The organism is Peptoniphilus ovalis, assembly GCF_018919265.1.
GTDB lineage: Bacteria > Bacillota > Clostridia > Tissierellales > Peptoniphilaceae > Peptoniphilus_A > Peptoniphilus_A ovalis.
Genome location: NZ_JAHLQO010000001.1, coordinates 342,394 through 360,673 on the forward strand (window position 1 = coordinate 342,394; position 18,280 = coordinate 360,673).

Below are 18,280 nucleotides of genomic sequence, written 5' to 3' on the forward strand. Positions count from 1 at the left end.
ACTCACCTCAAATAATATTTGCCATACTTAGTCCTAGTACAACTATACCCAGAACTATACGATAGCATCCAAATGGGATGAAATCATGCTTTCTAATGTAACCAAGAAATTTTTTAATTACTATTAATGCAACAATGTATGAAATAACTCCGCCAAGTAAGATTAAAAACCATTGCCATGCACTAAAGGATAGTCCGATTTTAAATACCTTTAGAGCAGTTGCACCAAGCATTGTCGGAACTGCAAGGTAGAATGAAAACTTAGCAGCAGAAGTTCTTGAACAGCCAAGAATCATTGCACCGATTATTGTTGCAGCAGAACGTGATGTGCCTGGAATCATTGCAAGACATTGAAAAAATCCAATAGTAAAAGCAGTCTTAAGAGTTATATCATCAAGAGTTTCGTATTTAAAATCATCACCCTTATTTGTCTTTTCAATAAAAATAATGACAATACCAAAGAAAATAAGAGCAATGGAAACTGTGATGTGATTAAAAAGATGAGCATCGATAAAATCATCTAATAAAAATCCAAAAACTGCAGCCGGAAGAAATCCAACGATTATCTTCGCAATAAGACGCATAGTTTCTAAATCTCTATTTAAAAACTTTTCCTTTAAGCTCATGTTTTCAAAAGTTTCTTCTCCAACAACTGGAGCAAGCTTTCCCTTGGCTATGGGATTTATGTCGTAAAAATATAAGTACACAACTGCCAAGATTGCACCAAGTTGAATAATAACACTAAAGGCGTTGGAAAAAGCCTTTGGATCAAGTTTAATAAAGGAATCGGCTATGATTAAGTGACCAGTAGAAGAAACTGGTAAGAATTCAGTTAAACCTTCGATAATTCCTAGAATTATTACTTTTATAATATCAATAAACATAAGTACCTCCATATCTTAAACATTATACCACGATGGGGATTAGATTTAAAACCTAAGGTTTTATCCTAAATTCAATGGGTGAGATTATCTATTTATTGGATTTAGGAATAGTTAGGGGTGTCCTATTTTAAAATTTTTATATTAACTTTTATATAAGTTAATTATAAAATTAAATTTTATTCTTTTCTTGGGAAGGGGCGGCTAGGCCTTTCGAATTGGCCTCGCCCCTTCCCAAACCCATCCCCACGCACCTCAACGACCTGGCAGGGGCCCGACCCGTTAATACGCAAAAAGGTCTACGACTAAATTTTCAAAACTCACTCCGTTCAAACAAGTTGAAAATTTTTAACGTCTTCGACCTTTTTGCTCACAAATCGACAAGTTGGTTATTTATTGGCCAACTCTATTTAAATTAATAAACTTTAAGAGGAATAATGTTCTTAGTAGGTTTTTACTTTTTAGAATATTTATAGTTGAAAGATTTTTATAATAAAATACGGACTTTCCTAAAGGATTGTCCGTATAATAAAAATTTTCTTTATTTAAAAAAAAAAACCCACCTTATTCTGTTCTTTGAAGATTTAAAAACTTAGTAAATTCCTTCTTAAACATAAGCTCTACAGTTCCAGTCGGTCCATTTCTATGTTTTGCGATTATTACTTCTCCTATATTTGGCTTTTCTGATTCTTCTTTTGTGTAATAATCATCTCTGTATAAAAACAATACTATGTCAGCATCTTGCTCTATTGCCCCAGATTCTCTAAGGTCTGATAAGATTGGTCTGTGATCAGTTCTTAGTTCAGGCGCACGAGAAAGTTGTGACAGTGCAACTACTGGCACTTCAAGTTCTTTAGCAATAGCCTTTAAATTTCTAGAGATTGCAGAAATTTCTTGTTGTCTTGATTCTACTCTCGAGCTCATCTGCATAAGTTGTAAGTAGTCAATTACTATTAAATCAAGATTTTTCTCAGTTTTCATTCTTCTGCACTTTGCCTTTAGTTCAAGTGGAGAGATACCAGCTGTGTCATCAATTTCAATATTTAAATTTGAAATTATTGGCATTGCATTAATTATCTTTGTCCAGTCTTCTTCTGAAAGATTTCCAGAAATTACTTTTTGAAGATCCACATGAGAGGTTGAAGAAATAATTCTTTGAAGCAGCTGATTCTTACTCATTTCTAGAGAAAACATGGCAACAGATGCTCCACCTTTCATGGCAGCATTTGTGGCAATATTTACCATAAGCGCAGTTTTACCCATGGATGGTCTTGCTGCTAGAAGTATTAAATCGGATTTTTGTAGTCCAGAAATTTTTCTGTCTAAATCTGCAAATCCAGTTGTAACCCCAGTAAGGGCATTTGGATTTAGCGCCTTTTTCTCCATTTCAGAAAAGGATTCAAGTGCAACTGTTCTTATGTTTTCTAGTCCATTTCTTGTAGAGTCCTTAGCTATCTCAAAGATATTTGTCTCTGCAAGTTCCTTAACAGCCTCAGCAGTTGCTTCAGGTGAATATGCAGCTGAAATTACTTCATCTGATGCCTTGATTAATTCTCTAAGTACTCCCTTTTCTTTTATAATTTCGCAGTAAGTTTTTATATTTGAAACTGCTGTTACATTAGAAGAAAGGTCTGCAAGATAAGTTATGCCGCCCACTTCTTCAAGTGATTCAGTTCTTTTTAATTCTTCTGCAATAGTTATTACATCAACGGGCTCATTTCTATTGTAAATTGTAAGTATTGCTTCGTAGATTTTTCTATGTGCATCTTGATAGAAATCTCTAGGTTTAATAATTTCTATAGAACTAGTTATAGCCTCCTTGGAAAGAAGCATGGAACCAATGGCTGATTCCTCTGCTTCCTTATTGTGAGGAGGCAATTTCATATTCTCTGGATTTAAATTGAATTCATTTTGAGCCATCTCAGGACTCCGGTCTAATGTTAACCTTTAATGTTGCAACTACATCTGGATATAATTTGATGTCGATATTTTTTATTCCTGACTCTTTTATATTTTCAGAAAGGTCGATTTTCTTTTTATCAACTTCAATTTTGTGTTCGCTCTTTAAGTTCTTTGCTATATCAGCTGATGTGATTGCTCCAAAAAGTCTTCCGCCTTCTCCAGCTTTTGCCTTAATTGTAAGAGTTATCTCTTCAATTTTCTTTTTAACTTCATTTGCCTTTGCTCGGTTTTCTTTTTCTAGCTTTTCTTCTTCAGCTTTGTTTTTCTTCCATTCTTCTAAATTTTCTGGAGTTGCTTCAACTGCAACTTTTCTTGGAATTAAGAAGTTTCTAGCATAGCCAGTTTTAGCTTCAACTATTTCTCCTTTTTTTCCTAAATTTTTATCGTCTTTTAAAAGTATTACTTTCATTTTTCCTCCTCGATTTTATTTTCTTCTAAATAATCTTCAATTGCTCCAATTAAAGTCTTTTTAGCCGCCTCTAAATCAGTTGTATCAAGTTGAGCACCAGCCATGTTAAGGTGGCCACCTCCACCGATTTTTTCAAGTATTAGCTGAACAGAGACAACTTCTCCTCTACTTCTTCCAGATATATGAGTTCTGCCTTCGTTAATTGTAAGAACAAAGGATGCATCAATTCCATTGATATCAAGAAGAGCATCAGCTGCTTGTGCTGCAACTAGTACTGAATTTTTTGCCTTTTTCTCAAATGTAGAAACTGCAATATTGTCGTGAATAATATCTGTGTTGTGAATAACTTCTGCCTTGTAAAGAAGTGTATCTAAATCATCTTGGAATAGAGATTTTACCTTTAGCATATTTGCTCCGGCTCTCTTTAGTATAGATGCAGCTTCAAAAGTTCTCACTCCAGTTTGGAAGGAGAAGTTTTTAGTATCTACTACTATACCACTCATAAGTGCATCTGCCTCAAAATGAGTTAGATTTAAATCATCTGACATATAAGTTAGCATCTCAGTGATTAGCTCACAAGTTGATGAAGCATAAGGTTCTACATAAGTTAGTACAGGATTTTCAACAAATTCCTTGCCACGTCTGTGGTGGTCAATTACTACAATTTGACTTGTCTCTTTTAAAAGTTCGGGACATTCAGTAAAGGAAGGTTTGTGGTTGTCCACGATAATTAAAAGAGATGAGTGCTTGATATTATTAATAGCAGTATCTTTTTTTACAACTCTTTTGTATAAATCTGGCTCTTCTTCTTGCATTCTCTCAATCAAATTATCAATTGATGGATTTGACTTTTCAAGAACTATATAACCTTCCTTGCCTCTATTTATTGTGGCTCGCAGACATCCTATGGCTGCACCAATGGCATCCATGTCAGGGTTTTTATGCCCCATAATATATACATCTTCAGATCTGTCAATTAATTGTCTTAAAGCTTCTCCAATGACTCTAGCCTTAACTTTGTTTCTCTTTTCAACGGCCTTTGACTTACCGCCAAAGAATTCGTAGTTGTCATCAACTTTTACAACGGCTTGGTCTCCACCACGACCTAGAGCAAGGTCAAGAGAAGACTCTGCCTCAACATAGGAATCTTTAAAATTAAGCCCATGAGATGAGACACCAATAGAAAGTGTGATAGGAATAGTATTTCCCTTGTTTAAATCTCTTAAATCATCTAAGATATCAAATCTCTTTTCCTTTATAGCAAGTAGAGCCTTGTAAGGCATGATTACAAGATATAATTCATCATCAGCCTTTCTTACAAGAGCGTCGTATTCCTCAAAGTATGATCTAATAGTTGAGTCAATCTCTGCAATTAAAAGAGGTCTAACTTCTTTTGGAGCAGAATCCATAGCTTCAGAGAAGTTGTCAACTTCAATCTTTGCAGTAATAGGTGATTCATCTAAATATTGTTTTTGTAGAGATGAATAAGCAGTGTTATCTACAAAGTATAGCAGCACATTTTTTTCGCTTTCAGTAGAATTTCCATCTACAACATTTGTGTAGACACTGAAATGTCTGCTGTTAATAGTGATTGGAATAGTGTTTTTGCCATCACTGTCGATAATTGTAGAAACCTCAACCTCATCAATTAAATTTTCTAAATCCTTCTCCATAACGCTATCTTCTGAGAAAAGATTGGCAAAAGGAGTGTTGTACCAAATTATCTTTGCCTTTTCATCTGTAACAACAAGTGGAAAGGGCATATCAAAGATGGCTTTTTTCGTAAGAGAATCAAATTTCTCATTTAAATTTTCAATATATTCTACTGTTTTCTTATTTTTATTTTTGATTTTGTCAAAAGTTATATAGAGAATATAGAGCATTACAAGAAGTGCAAGAACACCTACGATTGGCTCCATTACAATTAGGGCTATAACTATTAAAACTGCAAAAATAATATAAGGCAAGAAATCAGTATACTTATAATTATCTTTCATTTAAAACCTCAATTTATTTTTCTAAAATTAAACAATTCATCTAATCCACCTAGAACAATGACTAAAAGTTGAAGTGAAGAAATTGCAAGACATAGACCGATAAATACAAATTGTAAAAACCTCTTAATACCATGTCTAGTCATTAAAAACTTCAAAAGTCCAATTCCATTGGAAAACAATAAAAAATAAATAATATTTAATAAATTTATATTAAAAACTTGTGCCCATTCACCTAAAGTATCGCCTAAAAAGTAAGTAATAGCAAATGTAACAATTGATAATATAATAATTTCTCTAGGAATTTTTAAAAACTCAAGAGAAGATGGTTGCTTGATAAATTTACCACTTGCAAGAAGAGTTCTTCCCACAATTGTATAAGTGAAATAGCTCATTACCACAGATGTGATAATCATAACTGATGGCATAATTTGTAAAAATCTCTTGTAAAAGTATTCGGCAGTTTGTCTAAAAGCCATTATGTCAGTTTCACTCATACCTGCATCAGAAGCAATCTTTCCATAAAAGGAAGTAATACTATTAATAGTTTCTTGTGAGTTTAAAACATTGCTGTCAATACCAAAGGCAAGCATTAGCACAATTATAGATATAAAAAATATAACTGAAGTTGCCATAAAAGTTTGCGAAATTGATTTATTAGTTGTAATCATGTAGTGAAAAATTAAAATCAGTGGGCCAAAAATAGTAAAGACTATTATTGCATTAAGAGGACCAAAGACCATTCCTATTAAAGCTACAACTAAAATTAAAGTCGCCATAACTTGTATTATTCCCTTTTTCACAGCTTCAACGACAAACATTGAAGGGAAAAAGATATATATAAATGGAAAAATCATCCCTACAAAAGAAATCAGCATTGATCTTGTAAAGAGTTTAAAAAGTTCCATAAAATTTGTTTCTTTATTCAATAAATCAACTCCTCCGTTTATTTTATCATAGAATAAAGATTTGATAAAGATTTTAAACTATAAGTAGATTCTAATAAAAAAAGCCCACAGATTAAAACTGCGGGTTTTGATTACTTTTTATAAAATGCAAGTCCAAGTGCACCTGGTCCTGCGTGAGTTCCTATAACTGAACCAATTTGCACATATTCAAGGTTTGCTCTATCTTTCCAAATATTTTCTGTAGCTTGAAGATATTTTTCAATCTTCGATGAATCATTTCCAGTGTAACCAATAACTATTGGTTTATCAAAGTCGACTCCATTTTTTTCAATTTCAGTAACTAATAAATTATTTGCGTTTTTTATTCCACGAGCTTTACCAAGTGGCACAAGTTCTCCATCTTTTATTGTCACTGCAACTTTTACTGATAAAAGCTTTCCAAAAAATGCTGAAGTTTTTGAAATTCTTCCACCTTTTAATAGGTATTCCAAAGTGTCAAGAAGTGCAATTACAACTAAGTTTTTCCTTTCTCTTGTAATTATTTCTTCTATCTCATCAAGTTTTTTTCCTTCATCAATTAATTTTTGAGCAATTTCTACAAGTGCACCCTCACCAATTGATGCAGTTTCTGAGTCAATTACTCTGATTTTATCTTCAAGTCCTTCTGCTGCAATTTTTGCAGAGTTGTAAGTTCCTGATAACTTTGAAGAAATTGTAATTACAATTGCTTCATCTCCTGCATTTATAATCTCTTTATATTTTTCTAAAAATGCATAGGGATTTGGTTGACTAGTAGTTGGAAATTCTCCAGCCTCTAGCTTTTCGTAAAATTCTTTTTTAGTAATGTCAACTGAATCTAAAAAATCATCTTCACCAAAATTTATGTGAAGGGGAACTCTTATTATATTGTCTTCTATATTTTTAATTACATCTGCAGTTGAGCCTGCAATTATTTTAATAGCCATAATACCTCGCTAAATTAATTAAATATTTTTATCTAATTATAATGTGATTATAAAAATATGTCAATTTATAGGATTTGCGAAATGTGTTAAAATTAAATTGATGAGGTGATATTATCAACAGATATTCAAAAATTGAGAACAAGACAAAAAGAGAAATTGTGCTTTTAAAGGCAAAGCCATGTAAATGGGGCAAGTGCACTTTTTGTGATTATATAGATGATAACGAAATTAATGAAGAAAAGATAAATAGAATAAATAGAGATGTGCTTTCAAATGTGACTGGAGAATTTGGAATTCTTGAAGTTATAGATTCGGCATCCGTTTTTGATTTGCCATTAGAAACTCTTGAAATGATAAAAAATGTAGTTGAAGAGAAAAATATTAAGAGATTATTTTTTGAGGCTCACTGGATTTATAGAAATAGACTTGATGAGATTAGAGATTATTTTAAAATTCCAATAACATTTAAAACTGGCATTGAAAGTTTTGACAATGATTTTAGAGAAAAGGTATTAAGAAAAGGTGCAAACTTCACAGATTATAGAGAAGTGAAAAAATATTTTGATTCTCCATGTGTTATGGTTGGAATTAAGGGTCAGACAAAAGAGATGATCGACAGAGATATGGAGATTATAAAAAATTTTTCTCACGCAACTGTAAATATTTTTGAAAATAATAGTACAGATATTAAAAGAGATGAGGAGTTAGTTAAGTGGTTTGTTGAGAAATATAGATATCTGGAAGATGATCCTAAGGTGGATATTTTGTTCGAGATTACTGATTTTGGGGTTGGGGAGTTAGATTAAAATTAAAAAAATAAGTTTTTATTTTGTCCGCATTGTGTTGATAATATATATTAGCTATTGAAGAAGCCAAAATAATTGCAAAGTATGATAGTGTCAAGGGTTTTGATAGCATAGAAGATTTTAGGAATTCTCTTGAAATATGAAATATAGAAAATGAGGACAGCCCTGAAGGGCAGCCCTCTTCAAAAAAAGTCCAGAGAAAAATTCCCATCAAAAAAGACGAGGGTTATTCCTCGCCTTTTCTATTTTCCATGTCAAATTATAACAATGCAGAAATTGTTTCTACAATTAATGGTGCTCCAGGTCCTACTGGCCATCCTAGTAGATACCAAATAGACATTAGAGCTGTCCAAGATACTAAGAAGCACATTGAATATGGAAGCATCATTGAAGTAAGTGTTCCAAGTCCTGCCTTCTTATCGTATTTTTGCATAAATACTACAATCATTGCAAAGTATGACATAAGTGGAGTTATGATATTTGTTGAAGAGTCACCAATTCTATAAGCTACTTGTGTAAGTGCTGGTGAAAGTCCAATTTCATACATCATTGGCACAAATATTGGAGCCATAATTGCCCATTTTGCAGACGCTGATCCCATAAATAGGTTTAAGAATGCTGCAAGTAGTATAAATAGTATTAACAGTGGAAGTCCCTCTAATTTAATAGATTGCAGGAATTCTGCTCCGTTTTTTGCTAAGATTAGTCCAAGATTTGTTTTTTCAAAGTATTTAACGAATTGTGCTGCAAAGAATGCTAGTACTAAATATCCGCCCATACCTTGCATTGCCTTAGTCATTGCTGCTACTAAGTCGTGAGAGTTGTTGATTTTACCAATTGTCTTACCATAAGCAAGCCCTGGAATTAAGAATAGTAGAAGCATTGCAGGGATAAGTCCGTGTCCTAGGAATTCTTTTAAAGTGTATGCATTTTTAGATTCTTCAAAACTTCTAAAAGGTGCATTTGCTGGGAACATTAAAGCAGCCATAATTGCTACAAATATTAATAATGCGATAAGTGCATTTCTAAGTCCCTTTCTTTCAAGGTCAGTTAGCGGAGTTTCATCTGGTTTATAAGATCCATTGTAAACTCCAAGGTTTTTCTCAACTATTTTTGTAGTTACAAGTGTACCAACAATTGTAATTAAAAATGTAGATACTGCTAAGAAGTACCAGTTACAAGTTGCTGCAAGGTGCATGTCAATACCACTAGCTTTCAAAGCTTCGTTTGTGATATTTGTAAGTAGTGGGTCAGTTGTACCAATTGCAAGGTTTGCTGAGAAACCACCACTAACACCTGCGAAAGCTGCCGCTATACCTGCTAGTGGGTGACGGCCTGCATTTGCAAAGATAAGTGCTCCTAATGGAACTACTACAAGATAACCAGCATCTGATGCTATATTTGACATAACTCCTGCAAATACTACTGCAGCAGTTAGTATATATGGTGGGACATTTGATAGAAGTCTTTTTAATGCTGCATTGAAAAGACCACTATTTTCAGCTACACCTACACCTAGCATAGCAACAAGTACAGTTCCAAGTGGAGCAAATCCTGTGAAGTTTTCTGTTGCAGAGTTAAATATGTAATTTAATCCTTCCCAGTTAAGTAGCGAAACTGCTTCCTTTGTAACTTCTTCTCCAGCCTTTGCGTCAAAGTATGTGGCACTGAGTCCTGCTTTTGCTGCAAAATAAGAAACTATAATTACAACGACAGATAAAATTGCAAAAATCATTGCAGGATGTGGTAGTGCATTACCAATTTTCTCGACACCTTTCAGAAAGCCGCCGACATCATTATTGTCTCTAACTTTCTTTTCTTTTGTCATAATTTTCCTCCTATAATAAATTTTACTTATAAAAAATATAAGTAAGACAAATATTTACAATTTAATAATATAGTAATAATGCTATTATATCAAGAGGAAAACAATTTTTTATAAAAATTTATCGTACTTTAAATGCATAAATTTTAGGATTTTATTAAAACAATTTGATTTAAAAATATTTCAAATAATTAATATAATTTATAAACAATAAAAAAATTTAATTTTAACAGTTTAAAGTATAAATTAATAAAGCAAAATATACCGATTTATGCTAAAATAGTCGAAAGGAGGTAAGTAGAGTGAAAGAATACGGTTCCTTTGAAATTTTAGGGCCTATTATGGTTGGGCCATCTTCGTCTCACACAGCAGGTGCTTGTAAGATAGCAAGAGTGGCAGCTAAAATTTGTCCTAAAAATTATAAAAAAGTTGAATTTTATTTACATGGATCCTTTGCATACACATACAAGGGCCATGGTACTGATAGAGCTCTTCTTGGGGGCATAATGGGTTTTGAAACTTATGATGATTCAATAAGATATGCATATGAAATTGCAAATGAAAAAAATATTAATTATGAATTTATACCAACTGATTTAGGTGAAAATTATCATCCAAATACTGTAAAAATTAATTTTATTTACGATGATTATTGTGAATATGTCATTGGTTCTTCAATTGGCGGTGGAAATATGATAATTGTGGATATCAACGGCATTGAAGTAGAATTTGACGGCAAATTCCCTACACTACTATTCCAATACCCTGAGCAAAAGGGAGTTATTGCCACAGTTTCTACAATACTTTCGGACAATGGATACAATATTGAGTCCATTAACACTAAAAAAGATGTGCTCACAAATATAGTCACACTAACTGTTGAACTTGACAGAAAATTAGATGAAGAAGTATCTAAAAGATTACTTGATAATCCTAGATACATGACATCTAAATATGTGGAGGTATAAATGTTTAATACAGCTAATGAAATTATAGAAACTTGTAATAAAGAAGACATTCATATTTATGACTTGGTTTTAAGAGATGAGCTGAAAAATTCTAAATTCACAGAAGTTGAGTTTAAAAATGAACTTAAAAAGATTTTAGATGTAATGAAAAAATCATCTCACAATACTTTAGAAAAAGAATATGAAACTGAATATAAAATGATAGATGGCTTTGCCAAAAAGCTTTACGACTATCAAAATGAAAAAGAGCCCATCACAAGCAAAGAACTTGTAAGGGCAATGGCTATGGCCTTTTCCACATCTGAGACCAATGCCAACATGGGCACAATTGCAGCAGCTCCAACTGCTGGAAGTTCTGGCATTATGCCAGCTGCTCTAATGGCAGTAAAAGACAAATACGGTCTAGATGATGATACTCTTATAAATGGACTATTAACATCCATAGGAATTGGGCAAATAATTGGTAAATATGCGACATTTGCCGGTGCCGAAGGCGGATGTCAAGCAGAATGCGGCTCTGCAAGTGCAATGGCAGCTGCAGCAGTTGTTGAGATGCTTGGCGGTTCTGCAGAAGAGGCACTGCATGCAGCAAGTATTACAATAATAAATGTAATGGGACTGGCTTGCGATCCAATTGCAGGTTTAGTTGAATATCCTTGTACATTTAGAAATGCCTCAGGCGTTATGAATTCTCTTATATCAGCTGATATGTCAATGGCTGGTATCAAATCCATTGTTCCCTTTGACGAAGTTTGTCAAGCAATGGGTGAAGTAGGACATCTACTCCACGAATCTATAAGAGAGACAGGCCTTGGAGGACTTGCTGGAACAAAAACTGGCCAAGAAATTAGAGCCAAGTTTTTGAATCTTAAGGAGGATTAATCAAATGAAAGAAAAGAAAAAAATTGGGCTTATTCCCAAGCTCATTATAGCAATTATATTAGGTACTCTTGTAGGACTTTATTTGCCAGATGTTTTCACAGTAATAGGAATTACTTTCTCTAAAATGTTTGGTGCATTCTTAAACTTCCTAATACCACTAATGATAATAGCATTTGTTGGTAAGGGTATCGCAGATTTATCAGAAGGTGCTGGAAAACTTTTAGGAGTTACAGTTCTTTTAGCTTATGCATCTACATTAGTAGCAGGTTCAGCTTCATATTTTATGTCAAATGCAATATTCCCTAGTTTTATAACAACTGATCTTGTTGACAGAATTCAAGCAGCAACATCTAATGAATTAAAGCCATTATTTGAAATACCTTTATCTGCATTTATAGATGTTACTGCAGCACTTGTACTTGCATTTATGCTTGGACTTTGCGTATCTATTTTAAGAAGTAAGGGCAGCGGAGAAATATTATACAAAGCTCTTGGCGAATTCTCAGAAGTAATTAATTTAGTGCTTGCAAAATTCGTTATACCAATTCTACCATTTTATATTTTTGGAAACTTTACAAATCTTGCAAAATCTGGTTCAGTATTTGCAATTCTTGGAATTTTCGGAAGAATTTTCGTATGTATAATTGGACTTCACTTAATTTATTTAACAATTTTATTTATAATAACTTGTACCTACGCAGGAAAGAATCCATTTAAATCAATTAGACTTGCAGTTCCAGCATATTTAACAGCAGTTGGAACTCAATCTTCAGCAGCTTCTATACCTGTAAATGTAAACTGTAACAAGAATATAGGAGTAACAAAACAAATCAGAGATTTCGTAATTCCTCTTTGTGCAACAGTTCACATGCCAGGTTCAATGATTACTATTACAGGTTGTGTTTATACATTACTTACAATGTTTGATATGCCACATTCTTATGGACTTATGATTAAGTTTATAGCAATTCTTGGTGTAGCAATGGTAGCAGCACCGGGAGCACCTGGTGGAGCAGTAATGAGTGCACTTCCATTCTTACCAGTTGTTGGAGTTGACCCAGCTAGTACAATGGCTACAATTCTAATAACTCTATATATTACACAAGATTCTTTTGGTACAGCGGCCAATGTAACTGGAGATAATGCAATTTCAGTTGCAGTTGAAAAAATCTATTACGATCACATTGTAAAAAGACCAAAACCAACAGAAGAATTTGAATAAAAATTAAAAGCATATTTACCCAAAAAAGCTATGTCATAAGGCATAGCTTTTTTGCGTTAAATTTAGTAAAAAAATATAAGAAACTTCAAAACATTGTAGAAATCATATATAATTAAATTGACCCAATATTTAGAGGTGAAAAATGAAAACAGTACTTATTACAGGATCTTCTAAGGGAATTGGAGCAGCAATTGCAAAGAAACTTTCAGAAGAAGACTACAGAATTATTATAAATTACAATAGCTCAAAAGAAGATGCTATAAATCTTCAAAATGAAATTAGAAGCAGAGGCAAAGACTGTCTTGCAATAAAGGCAGACATTACAAACTCTAAAGAAGTTCAAGAAATGTTTTTAAAAGTCAGCGAAAGATTTAGAGGAGTTGATATTTTAATAAACAATGCAGGAGTATCTTCTTATGGCTTATTTCAAGATATAGATGAACAGACTTGGGACAGAGTATTTGATGTAAATGTAAAGGGAGTTTACAACTGCATCCACGAAGCTCTGCCCTATATGCTAAAAAAACATGACGGGAAAATTTTAAATATGTCATCAATTTGGGGCATAGTTGGAGGCTCAATGGAAAGCCACTACTCCGCCACAAAGGGAGCAATAAATGCACTTACAAAGGCACTTGCACAGGAGCTAGGATACTCTGGAATTACAGTAAATGCCATAGCTCCAGGTGCAGTTGATAGCAATATGACAAATTCCATAGGAGAGAGCAATTTATGTATACTTCAAGATGAGATTCCCATGGGAAGACTGGCAACCAAGGAGGAAATTGCTGAACTTGTGTCCTTTATGATTTCAGAAAAAAATTCATATATGACAGGTCAGATAATTTCGCCTAATGGCGGAATGATTGTTTATTAGGAGGAAAAATGAAAAAGATACTATTGATTTACAATCCAAATGCTGGAGACGAAAAGGGAAACGAATTATTAGAAACTATTGAAAGAAAATTAAAAGAAAATTTTGAAGAAGTACTTATAAAAGAAACAAAAGATGCAGGCCATGCAACAGAACTTGCAAAAGAATACAAAGATATTGAGTCTATCGCAGTTTTTGGTGGAGATGGAACAATTAATGAAGTCTTGCTTGGAATGTATGAAGCAGACTCTCACGCAAAACTATTAATTATACCTGCAGGCACGGGAAATCTACTTGCAAAAAAATTAGACATTCCAGAAAATCCTGAAGAAGCACTAAATGCTTTTAGTTTTAATAAAACTAAGAAAATTGATTTGGGAAAATGTGGCGACAATGTATTTTCAATGTTTGCATCAATTGGAGCAATTCCAGAAGCAATCCACGAAGTAAGCTCTGAAGAAAAATCAAAACTTGGAGGACTTGCATATATTAAAAAATCTGTGGAAAAATTATTAGACTCACATAAATACGAGCTTGAAATAACTTCCGATGGAGGAGAATACTCAGGAGAAGTAGATCACTTAATGGTATGCCTTTCAAATAAAATTGGAAAATTAGAATTTACTAAAGAAAATAAAGATATGGACAATGGACTTGCCCATGTGTTAATCTTAACAGATGATTCTGTAAAAGATAGGCTAGAAGTATTAAGAGCATCAGTTGCAGGAGAAGTTGAAGACGTGGACAAAGTTGTAAACTTTAAAGCAAAGAAAATTTCCATTAAATCACTAGATGGCGATGTAAAAGTAGATATAGACGGAGATGAAGGACCTAAACTTCCAGTGGATATTGAAATAATAAATAAAGCTGTTGAAGTTTATATCCCAGACTTAAATGAGGTGTGAAATGACAAAAATTCTCTATGCTACAGATTATGTAGATAAAAAAACTACAGAAATAAAAGAAAAAATAGACAGCCTAAAAACTGTTCCTGAACTTGCAATTATTAGAGTTGGTGAAGACCCGGGAAGTCTTGCCTATGAAAAGGGGATTAATTCTACTGCAAAAAAGCTTGGAATTGAAGTTAACTCCTTTGTATTTGATAAAGATTCTAAGACAGAAGATTTAGTTAAAAAGATTAAAGAATTAAATGAAGATAAAAAAATCGGTGGCATCTTGGTGTTTAGACCACTTCCTGAAAATATAGACGAAGATGAAATTGCTCTTGCTATAGATGAGGATAAAGACATTGACTGTATGAATCCGATTAATATGGCAAAAGTATACAATGGAGAAGTCGATGGTTTCATTCCACTTGCACCTAAGGCAAGTGTAGAGCTTTTAAAATTTTATGGATATGAACTTAAAGGAGCTGACACTGTAATTATTAACCACTCAAATGTAGTGGGTAAGCCTCTTGCAATGATTTTATTAAAGGAGCTTGCAACTGTTACAATTTGCCATATTGGCACAGAAGATTTAAAAAAGCACACTCAAAATGCAGACATAGTTTTTACTGCAATGGGCAAGGCTGAATTTCTAGATGAAAATTATTTTAATGAAAATTCAACTGTAATTGATATTGGAACTTCTAAAAACAAAGAAGGCAAATACAGAGGAGACCTTGATGAAGAATCTGTAAATGGTAAAATTAAAGCTTTTTCTCCAGTGCCTAAAGGGATTGGAAGCATTACAAATTTACTACTTCTTGAAAATGTAATAAAAAATAAAAACTAATAAGCATAAAATCTCCACTCTATTGAGTCCAGGAGATTTTTTATTTATAATTGAATTGATTGGAAGTGAGACTTTGAAAAAACTAAATTACAAAGAAAAATTTATTCAAATGAATAAAGAAGCAAGAGCAACTTGGATTTTGTTTTTAATAATGCTTTTGTGGTGGATTTTTACAGGAATCTTTTTAAAGGATGTTGATATTAAAATTTTCTACATTCCACTTTGGGCATTTTTATCTACAATTGGCACAATGATTATCTCAACTATTGGGGTTATAATTCTTGTTAAAAAAGTTTTCGTAAATTTTGAACTTGATGAAGATGAAGAAGATTTTATTGAAGAAATGAGTAAAGACCATGAATAATTTTATAACCTTAATTCCTTTAATTGTTTTTATAATTTCAATGATGGGAATTGGATTTTATGTAAATAGAAAAAGACAACTTGATCATGGATTTTCCAAAGACTATTACATCGGTGGCAGAAGTCTTGGAGGATTTACTCTTGCAATGACTCTAATTGCAACTTATGGATCCGTATCAAGTTTTGTCGGCGGACCAGGAATGGCATGGAAAGTTGGATTTGGATGGGTTTATTACTCAAGTATTCAAATTGCTTGTGCCTATCTAGTGCTTGGAGTTTACGGCAAAAAGCTCGCACTTATTGCAAGAAAAATTGATGCAGTTACTATTCCAGATTTAATAAGGCACAGATACAACTCAAATTTTCTTGCCACAGTATCTGCGATTATAATAGTTATATTTTTTATAACTACAATGGTTGCACAGTTTATAGGTGGAGCAAAACTTTTTGAAGCAGCAACTGGTTATTCATATTTAATTGGTTTAATAATTTTTGGAGTTGCAACGATAATCTACACATCAGTTGGAGGATTTAAAGCAGTTGCAATTACAGACACTTGTTGTGCAGTTATTATGATTATTGGCACTTTAATTTTAGCGGCTGGAGTTTTAAATTATGGCGGCGGGCTAGAAAATATAATGAGTTTAATCGAGACAAATTATCCAAATCATCTTCAGCCACTCTCTCATGAAAGTTTAAATATCCCACTATTTATTGGCGGATGGTTTTTAGTAGGATTTTGTCTTCTTGGACTTCCACAGTCAGTTGTGAGATGTTTTTCTTATAAAGATACAAAATCAGTTCACAGAGCCATGATTTATGGAACATTTTGCCTTGGAATTATGGTAATTGGAATGCACATAATAGGAGTGCTTTCAACTGCAGTTATAACAGATACAAGCATTACAGATGTTGACAGTATTATGCCAATGACAATTATGAAGACACTTCCTAAATTTTTGGCAGGAATTGCAATTTGCGGACCACTTTCAGCATCAATGTCAACTGTGTCATCACTTTTAATAGCAGCATCTTCATCAATTGTAAAAGACATCTACCTTCACAAAAAAGAAAGCGAGAAAGATTATATAGACTATTCCAAAGTTTCAATATTTTCCACAATTGTTACATTTCTAATAGGAATAATTGTCTTTGTAATTGCAATAAAACCACCAAGTGTAATAGTTTGGATTAATCTTTTTGCCTTTGGCGGACTTGAAGCAGCATTTTTCTGGGTATTTTATTTTGGAATGTTTTGGAAAGGTGCAAATGAATTTGGAGCAAAGCTTTCAATGATTGGCGGAACAGTTTTGTATTTAGTTTTTGGAGCATTAAAAATAAATATACTTGGACTTCACAACATTGTATGGGCGATAATCTTTGGACTTGTCCTTTTTGTAGTAGGTTCAAAATTTGGCGAAAAACCAAGTAGAGAAATAATGAGAATATATTTTCCAGAAAAAATTTAGGAGAAAAAATGATTACAGACAGAGTATTTTTAGTAAAACCACATAAATTTCAGTTTAATGTAGAGACAGCAGCAGACAATGTATTTCAGTCAAATGATGGAGACTTTTCAGCAGATGAAATACAAAAAAGAGCAGCAGAAGAATTTGAAAATGCAGTAGCACTTTTAAGAGGTGAGGGAATTCACGTTGACGTGTTAGAAGATTTTGATGACACAACACCTGATTCAATCTTTCCAAACAATGTAATAGTAACATTTCCTGGAAAGATTATGATTTGTGAAATGTATTCAGACAATAGAAATCTCGAATATAATAAATTAAAGCCTCAGCTTGAAAAGATTGTAAATTATAAAAAAATAGAAAAATTTGACTTTAGAAATGATGAGAAAAAAGTCCTAGAAGGCACAGGAGCACTTGTACTAGATAGAGAAAATAAAATCGCCTATGCAACACTTTCAAAAAGATGTGACGAAGGTGAGCTTGATAAATTCTGCGAAACCTTTGGATTTAAAAAAGTAGCATTTAAATCAGAACAAGATAATAAGCCAGTCTATCACACAAATGTAATAATGACTTTGGCAGAGAAATTTGTAATGATTGCAGATGAGTTGATAGTTGAAGGTAGAGAAGAAGTTTTAGAAAGCTTAAGAGAAAGTGGAAAAGAAATAATTCACTTGACAGAAGAAGAAATCTTAAACTTTGCAGGAAATTCCATTGAGCTTAAGGGAAGAGATAAAAATATCTTGGTGATTTCAGAAATGGGACTTAATGCACTTAGTGAAGATAAAATAAAAACTATAGAAAAGTATGATAAAATCCTTGCAATTAATGTGGACACAATATCCCATTACGGCGGAGGAGCAATAAGATGCATGATTTGTGAGAATTTTTTATAAAACTAAATTAAATTTGATTTAGTTTCGGACTTTCCTTAGGATTGTCCGTTTTTTAAGAAATATAAGATTATTATTAATATTAAAATTATTTGAAGTATAAAAGTTATAAAAAAAGCCAGA

General features: G+C 32.8%; 17 protein-coding genes. 10 read left to right on the top strand and 7 right to left on the bottom strand.

Annotated features, from left to right (window positions below; translation table 11 throughout):
- Positions 1-7: 7 nt before the first annotated feature.
- The 6 genes from KQI68_RS01590 to KQI68_RS01615 form a co-directional block, all read right to left on the bottom strand.
- A complete protein-coding gene (locus KQI68_RS01590; RefSeq protein ID WP_216548307.1) occupies positions 8-883 on the bottom strand; it encodes an undecaprenyl-diphosphate phosphatase in 876 nt (291 codons plus the stop codon).
- Between the two features lie 561 nt (positions 884-1,444).
- Positions 1,445-2,800 carry a replicative DNA helicase gene (gene dnaB / locus KQI68_RS01595; RefSeq protein ID WP_216548309.1) on the bottom strand — a complete coding sequence of 452 codons (1,356 nt, stop codon included), beginning with the start codon at positions 2,798-2,800 and terminating at the stop codon, positions 1,445-1,447.
- Between the two features lies 1 nt (position 2,801).
- Entirely contained in the window at positions 2,802-3,251 is a 450-nt protein-coding gene (gene rplI, locus KQI68_RS01600) for a 50S ribosomal protein L9 (RefSeq protein ID WP_216548311.1), read from the bottom strand.
- Positions 3,248-5,248, bottom strand: coding sequence for a DHH family phosphoesterase (locus KQI68_RS01605; RefSeq protein WP_216548312.1), 2,001 nt, complete (start codon positions 5,246-5,248; stop codon positions 3,248-3,250). The genes rplI and KQI68_RS01605 overlap by 4 nt, the downstream gene beginning before the upstream one ends.
- A gap of 8 nt (positions 5,249-5,256) precedes the next feature.
- Positions 5,257-6,174 carry a DUF2232 domain-containing protein gene (locus KQI68_RS01610; RefSeq protein ID WP_216548313.1) on the bottom strand — a complete coding sequence of 306 codons (918 nt, stop codon included), beginning with the start codon at positions 6,172-6,174 and terminating at the stop codon, positions 5,257-5,259.
- 110 nt (positions 6,175-6,284) lie between these two features.
- A complete protein-coding gene (locus tag KQI68_RS01615) occupies positions 6,285-7,118 on the bottom strand; it encodes a DegV family protein (RefSeq protein WP_216548314.1) in 834 nt (277 codons plus the stop codon).
- A 113-nt stretch (positions 7,119-7,231) separates the two neighbouring features.
- Here KQI68_RS01615 and KQI68_RS01620 point away from each other — a divergent pair, with 113 nt between their 5' ends.
- Complete coding sequence (locus KQI68_RS01620) at positions 7,232-7,924, top strand: radical SAM protein (protein ID WP_216548518.1); 693 nt, start codon at positions 7,232-7,234, stop codon at positions 7,922-7,924.
- A gap of 259 nt (positions 7,925-8,183) precedes the next feature.
- Here KQI68_RS01620 and KQI68_RS01625 read toward each other — a convergent pair whose 3' ends face one another.
- Positions 8,184-9,752, bottom strand: coding sequence for an AbgT family transporter (locus KQI68_RS01625; RefSeq protein ID WP_246541205.1), 1,569 nt, complete (start codon positions 9,750-9,752; stop codon positions 8,184-8,186).
- A 299-nt stretch (positions 9,753-10,051) separates the two neighbouring features.
- Here KQI68_RS01625 and sdaAB point away from each other — a divergent pair, with 299 nt between their 5' ends.
- The 9 genes from sdaAB to KQI68_RS01670 all read left to right on the top strand — a co-directional run bounded on the left by sdaAB (position 10,052) and on the right by KQI68_RS01670 (position 18,160).
- On the top strand, positions 10,052-10,717 hold the full coding sequence (sdaAB, locus tag KQI68_RS01630; protein ID WP_216548315.1) for an L-serine ammonia-lyase, iron-sulfur-dependent subunit beta: 666 nt from the start codon (positions 10,052-10,054) through the stop codon (positions 10,715-10,717).
- Positions 10,718-11,599 carry an L-serine ammonia-lyase, iron-sulfur-dependent, subunit alpha gene (gene sdaAA, locus KQI68_RS01635; RefSeq protein WP_216548317.1) on the top strand — a complete coding sequence of 294 codons (882 nt, stop codon included), beginning with the start codon at positions 10,718-10,720 and terminating at the stop codon, positions 11,597-11,599. It begins immediately after the preceding gene.
- A gap of 4 nt (positions 11,600-11,603) precedes the next feature.
- On the top strand, positions 11,604-12,821 hold the full coding sequence (locus KQI68_RS01640; RefSeq protein ID WP_216548319.1) for a dicarboxylate/amino acid:cation symporter: 1,218 nt from the start codon (positions 11,604-11,606) through the stop codon (positions 12,819-12,821).
- Between the two features lie 142 nt (positions 12,822-12,963).
- Positions 12,964-13,698, top strand: a complete 735-nt coding sequence (ymfI, locus tag KQI68_RS01645) for an elongation factor P 5-aminopentanone reductase (protein ID WP_216548321.1) — start codon at positions 12,964-12,966, stop codon at positions 13,696-13,698.
- Between the two features lie 8 nt (positions 13,699-13,706).
- On the top strand, positions 13,707-14,600 hold the full coding sequence (locus KQI68_RS01650; RefSeq protein WP_216548323.1) for a diacylglycerol/lipid kinase family protein: 894 nt from the start codon (positions 13,707-13,709) through the stop codon (positions 14,598-14,600).
- Position 14,601: 1 nt separating this feature from the next.
- On the top strand, positions 14,602-15,432 hold the full coding sequence (locus KQI68_RS01655; RefSeq protein ID WP_216548325.1) for a bifunctional 5,10-methylenetetrahydrofolate dehydrogenase/5,10-methenyltetrahydrofolate cyclohydrolase: 831 nt from the start codon (positions 14,602-14,604) through the stop codon (positions 15,430-15,432).
- Positions 15,433-15,505: 73 nt separating this feature from the next.
- On the top strand, positions 15,506-15,796 hold the full coding sequence (locus KQI68_RS01660; RefSeq protein WP_216548327.1) for a YhdT family protein: 291 nt from the start codon (positions 15,506-15,508) through the stop codon (positions 15,794-15,796).
- Positions 15,789-17,264, top strand: a complete 1,476-nt coding sequence (panF, locus tag KQI68_RS01665) for a sodium/pantothenate symporter (protein ID WP_216548329.1) — start codon at positions 15,789-15,791, stop codon at positions 17,262-17,264. Before KQI68_RS01660 ends, panF begins: the two co-directional genes overlap by 8 nt.
- Before the next feature lie 8 nt (positions 17,265-17,272).
- Entirely contained in the window at positions 17,273-18,160 is an 888-nt protein-coding gene (locus tag KQI68_RS01670; RefSeq protein WP_216548330.1) for an arginine deiminase-related protein, read from the top strand.
- Positions 18,161-18,280 lie beyond the last annotated feature (120 nt).

What these genes read in the sequence shown, in the direction of transcription:
- KQI68_RS01615 (WP_216548314.1), bottom strand. Translation starts at nt 7,118, where the DNA reads ATGGCTATTAAAATAATTGCAGGCTCAACTGCAGATGTAATTAAAAAT.
- KQI68_RS01650 (WP_216548323.1), top strand. Translation starts at nt 13,707, where the DNA reads ATGAAAAAGATACTATTGATTTACAATCCAAATGCTGGAGACGAAAAG.
- rplI (WP_216548311.1), bottom strand. Translation starts at nt 3,251, where the DNA reads ATGAAAGTAATACTTTTAAAAGACGATAAAAATTTAGGAAAAAAAGGA.
- sdaAA (WP_216548317.1), top strand. Translation starts at nt 10,718, where the DNA reads ATGTTTAATACAGCTAATGAAATTATAGAAACTTGTAATAAAGAAGAC.
- KQI68_RS01590 (WP_216548307.1), bottom strand. Translation starts at nt 883, where the DNA reads ATGTTTATTGATATTATAAAAGTAATAATTCTAGGAATTATCGAAGGT.
- KQI68_RS01670 (WP_216548330.1), top strand. Translation starts at nt 17,273, where the DNA reads ATGATTACAGACAGAGTATTTTTAGTAAAACCACATAAATTTCAGTTT.
- panF (WP_216548329.1), top strand. Translation starts at nt 15,789, where the DNA reads ATGAATAATTTTATAACCTTAATTCCTTTAATTGTTTTTATAATTTCA.
- ymfI (WP_216548321.1), top strand. Translation starts at nt 12,964, where the DNA reads ATGAAAACAGTACTTATTACAGGATCTTCTAAGGGAATTGGAGCAGCA.
- KQI68_RS01605 (WP_216548312.1), bottom strand. Translation starts at nt 5,248, where the DNA reads ATGAAAGATAATTATAAGTATACTGATTTCTTGCCTTATATTATTTTT.
- KQI68_RS01640 (WP_216548319.1), top strand. Translation starts at nt 11,604, where the DNA reads ATGAAAGAAAAGAAAAAAATTGGGCTTATTCCCAAGCTCATTATAGCA.
- KQI68_RS01625 (WP_246541205.1), bottom strand. Translation starts at nt 9,752, where the DNA reads ATGACAAAAGAAAAGAAAGTTAGAGACAATAATGATGTCGGCGGCTTT.
- KQI68_RS01655 (WP_216548325.1), top strand. Translation starts at nt 14,602, where the DNA reads ATGACAAAAATTCTCTATGCTACAGATTATGTAGATAAAAAAACTACA.
- dnaB (WP_216548309.1), bottom strand. Translation starts at nt 2,800, where the DNA reads ATGGCTCAAAATGAATTCAATTTAAATCCAGAGAATATGAAATTGCCT.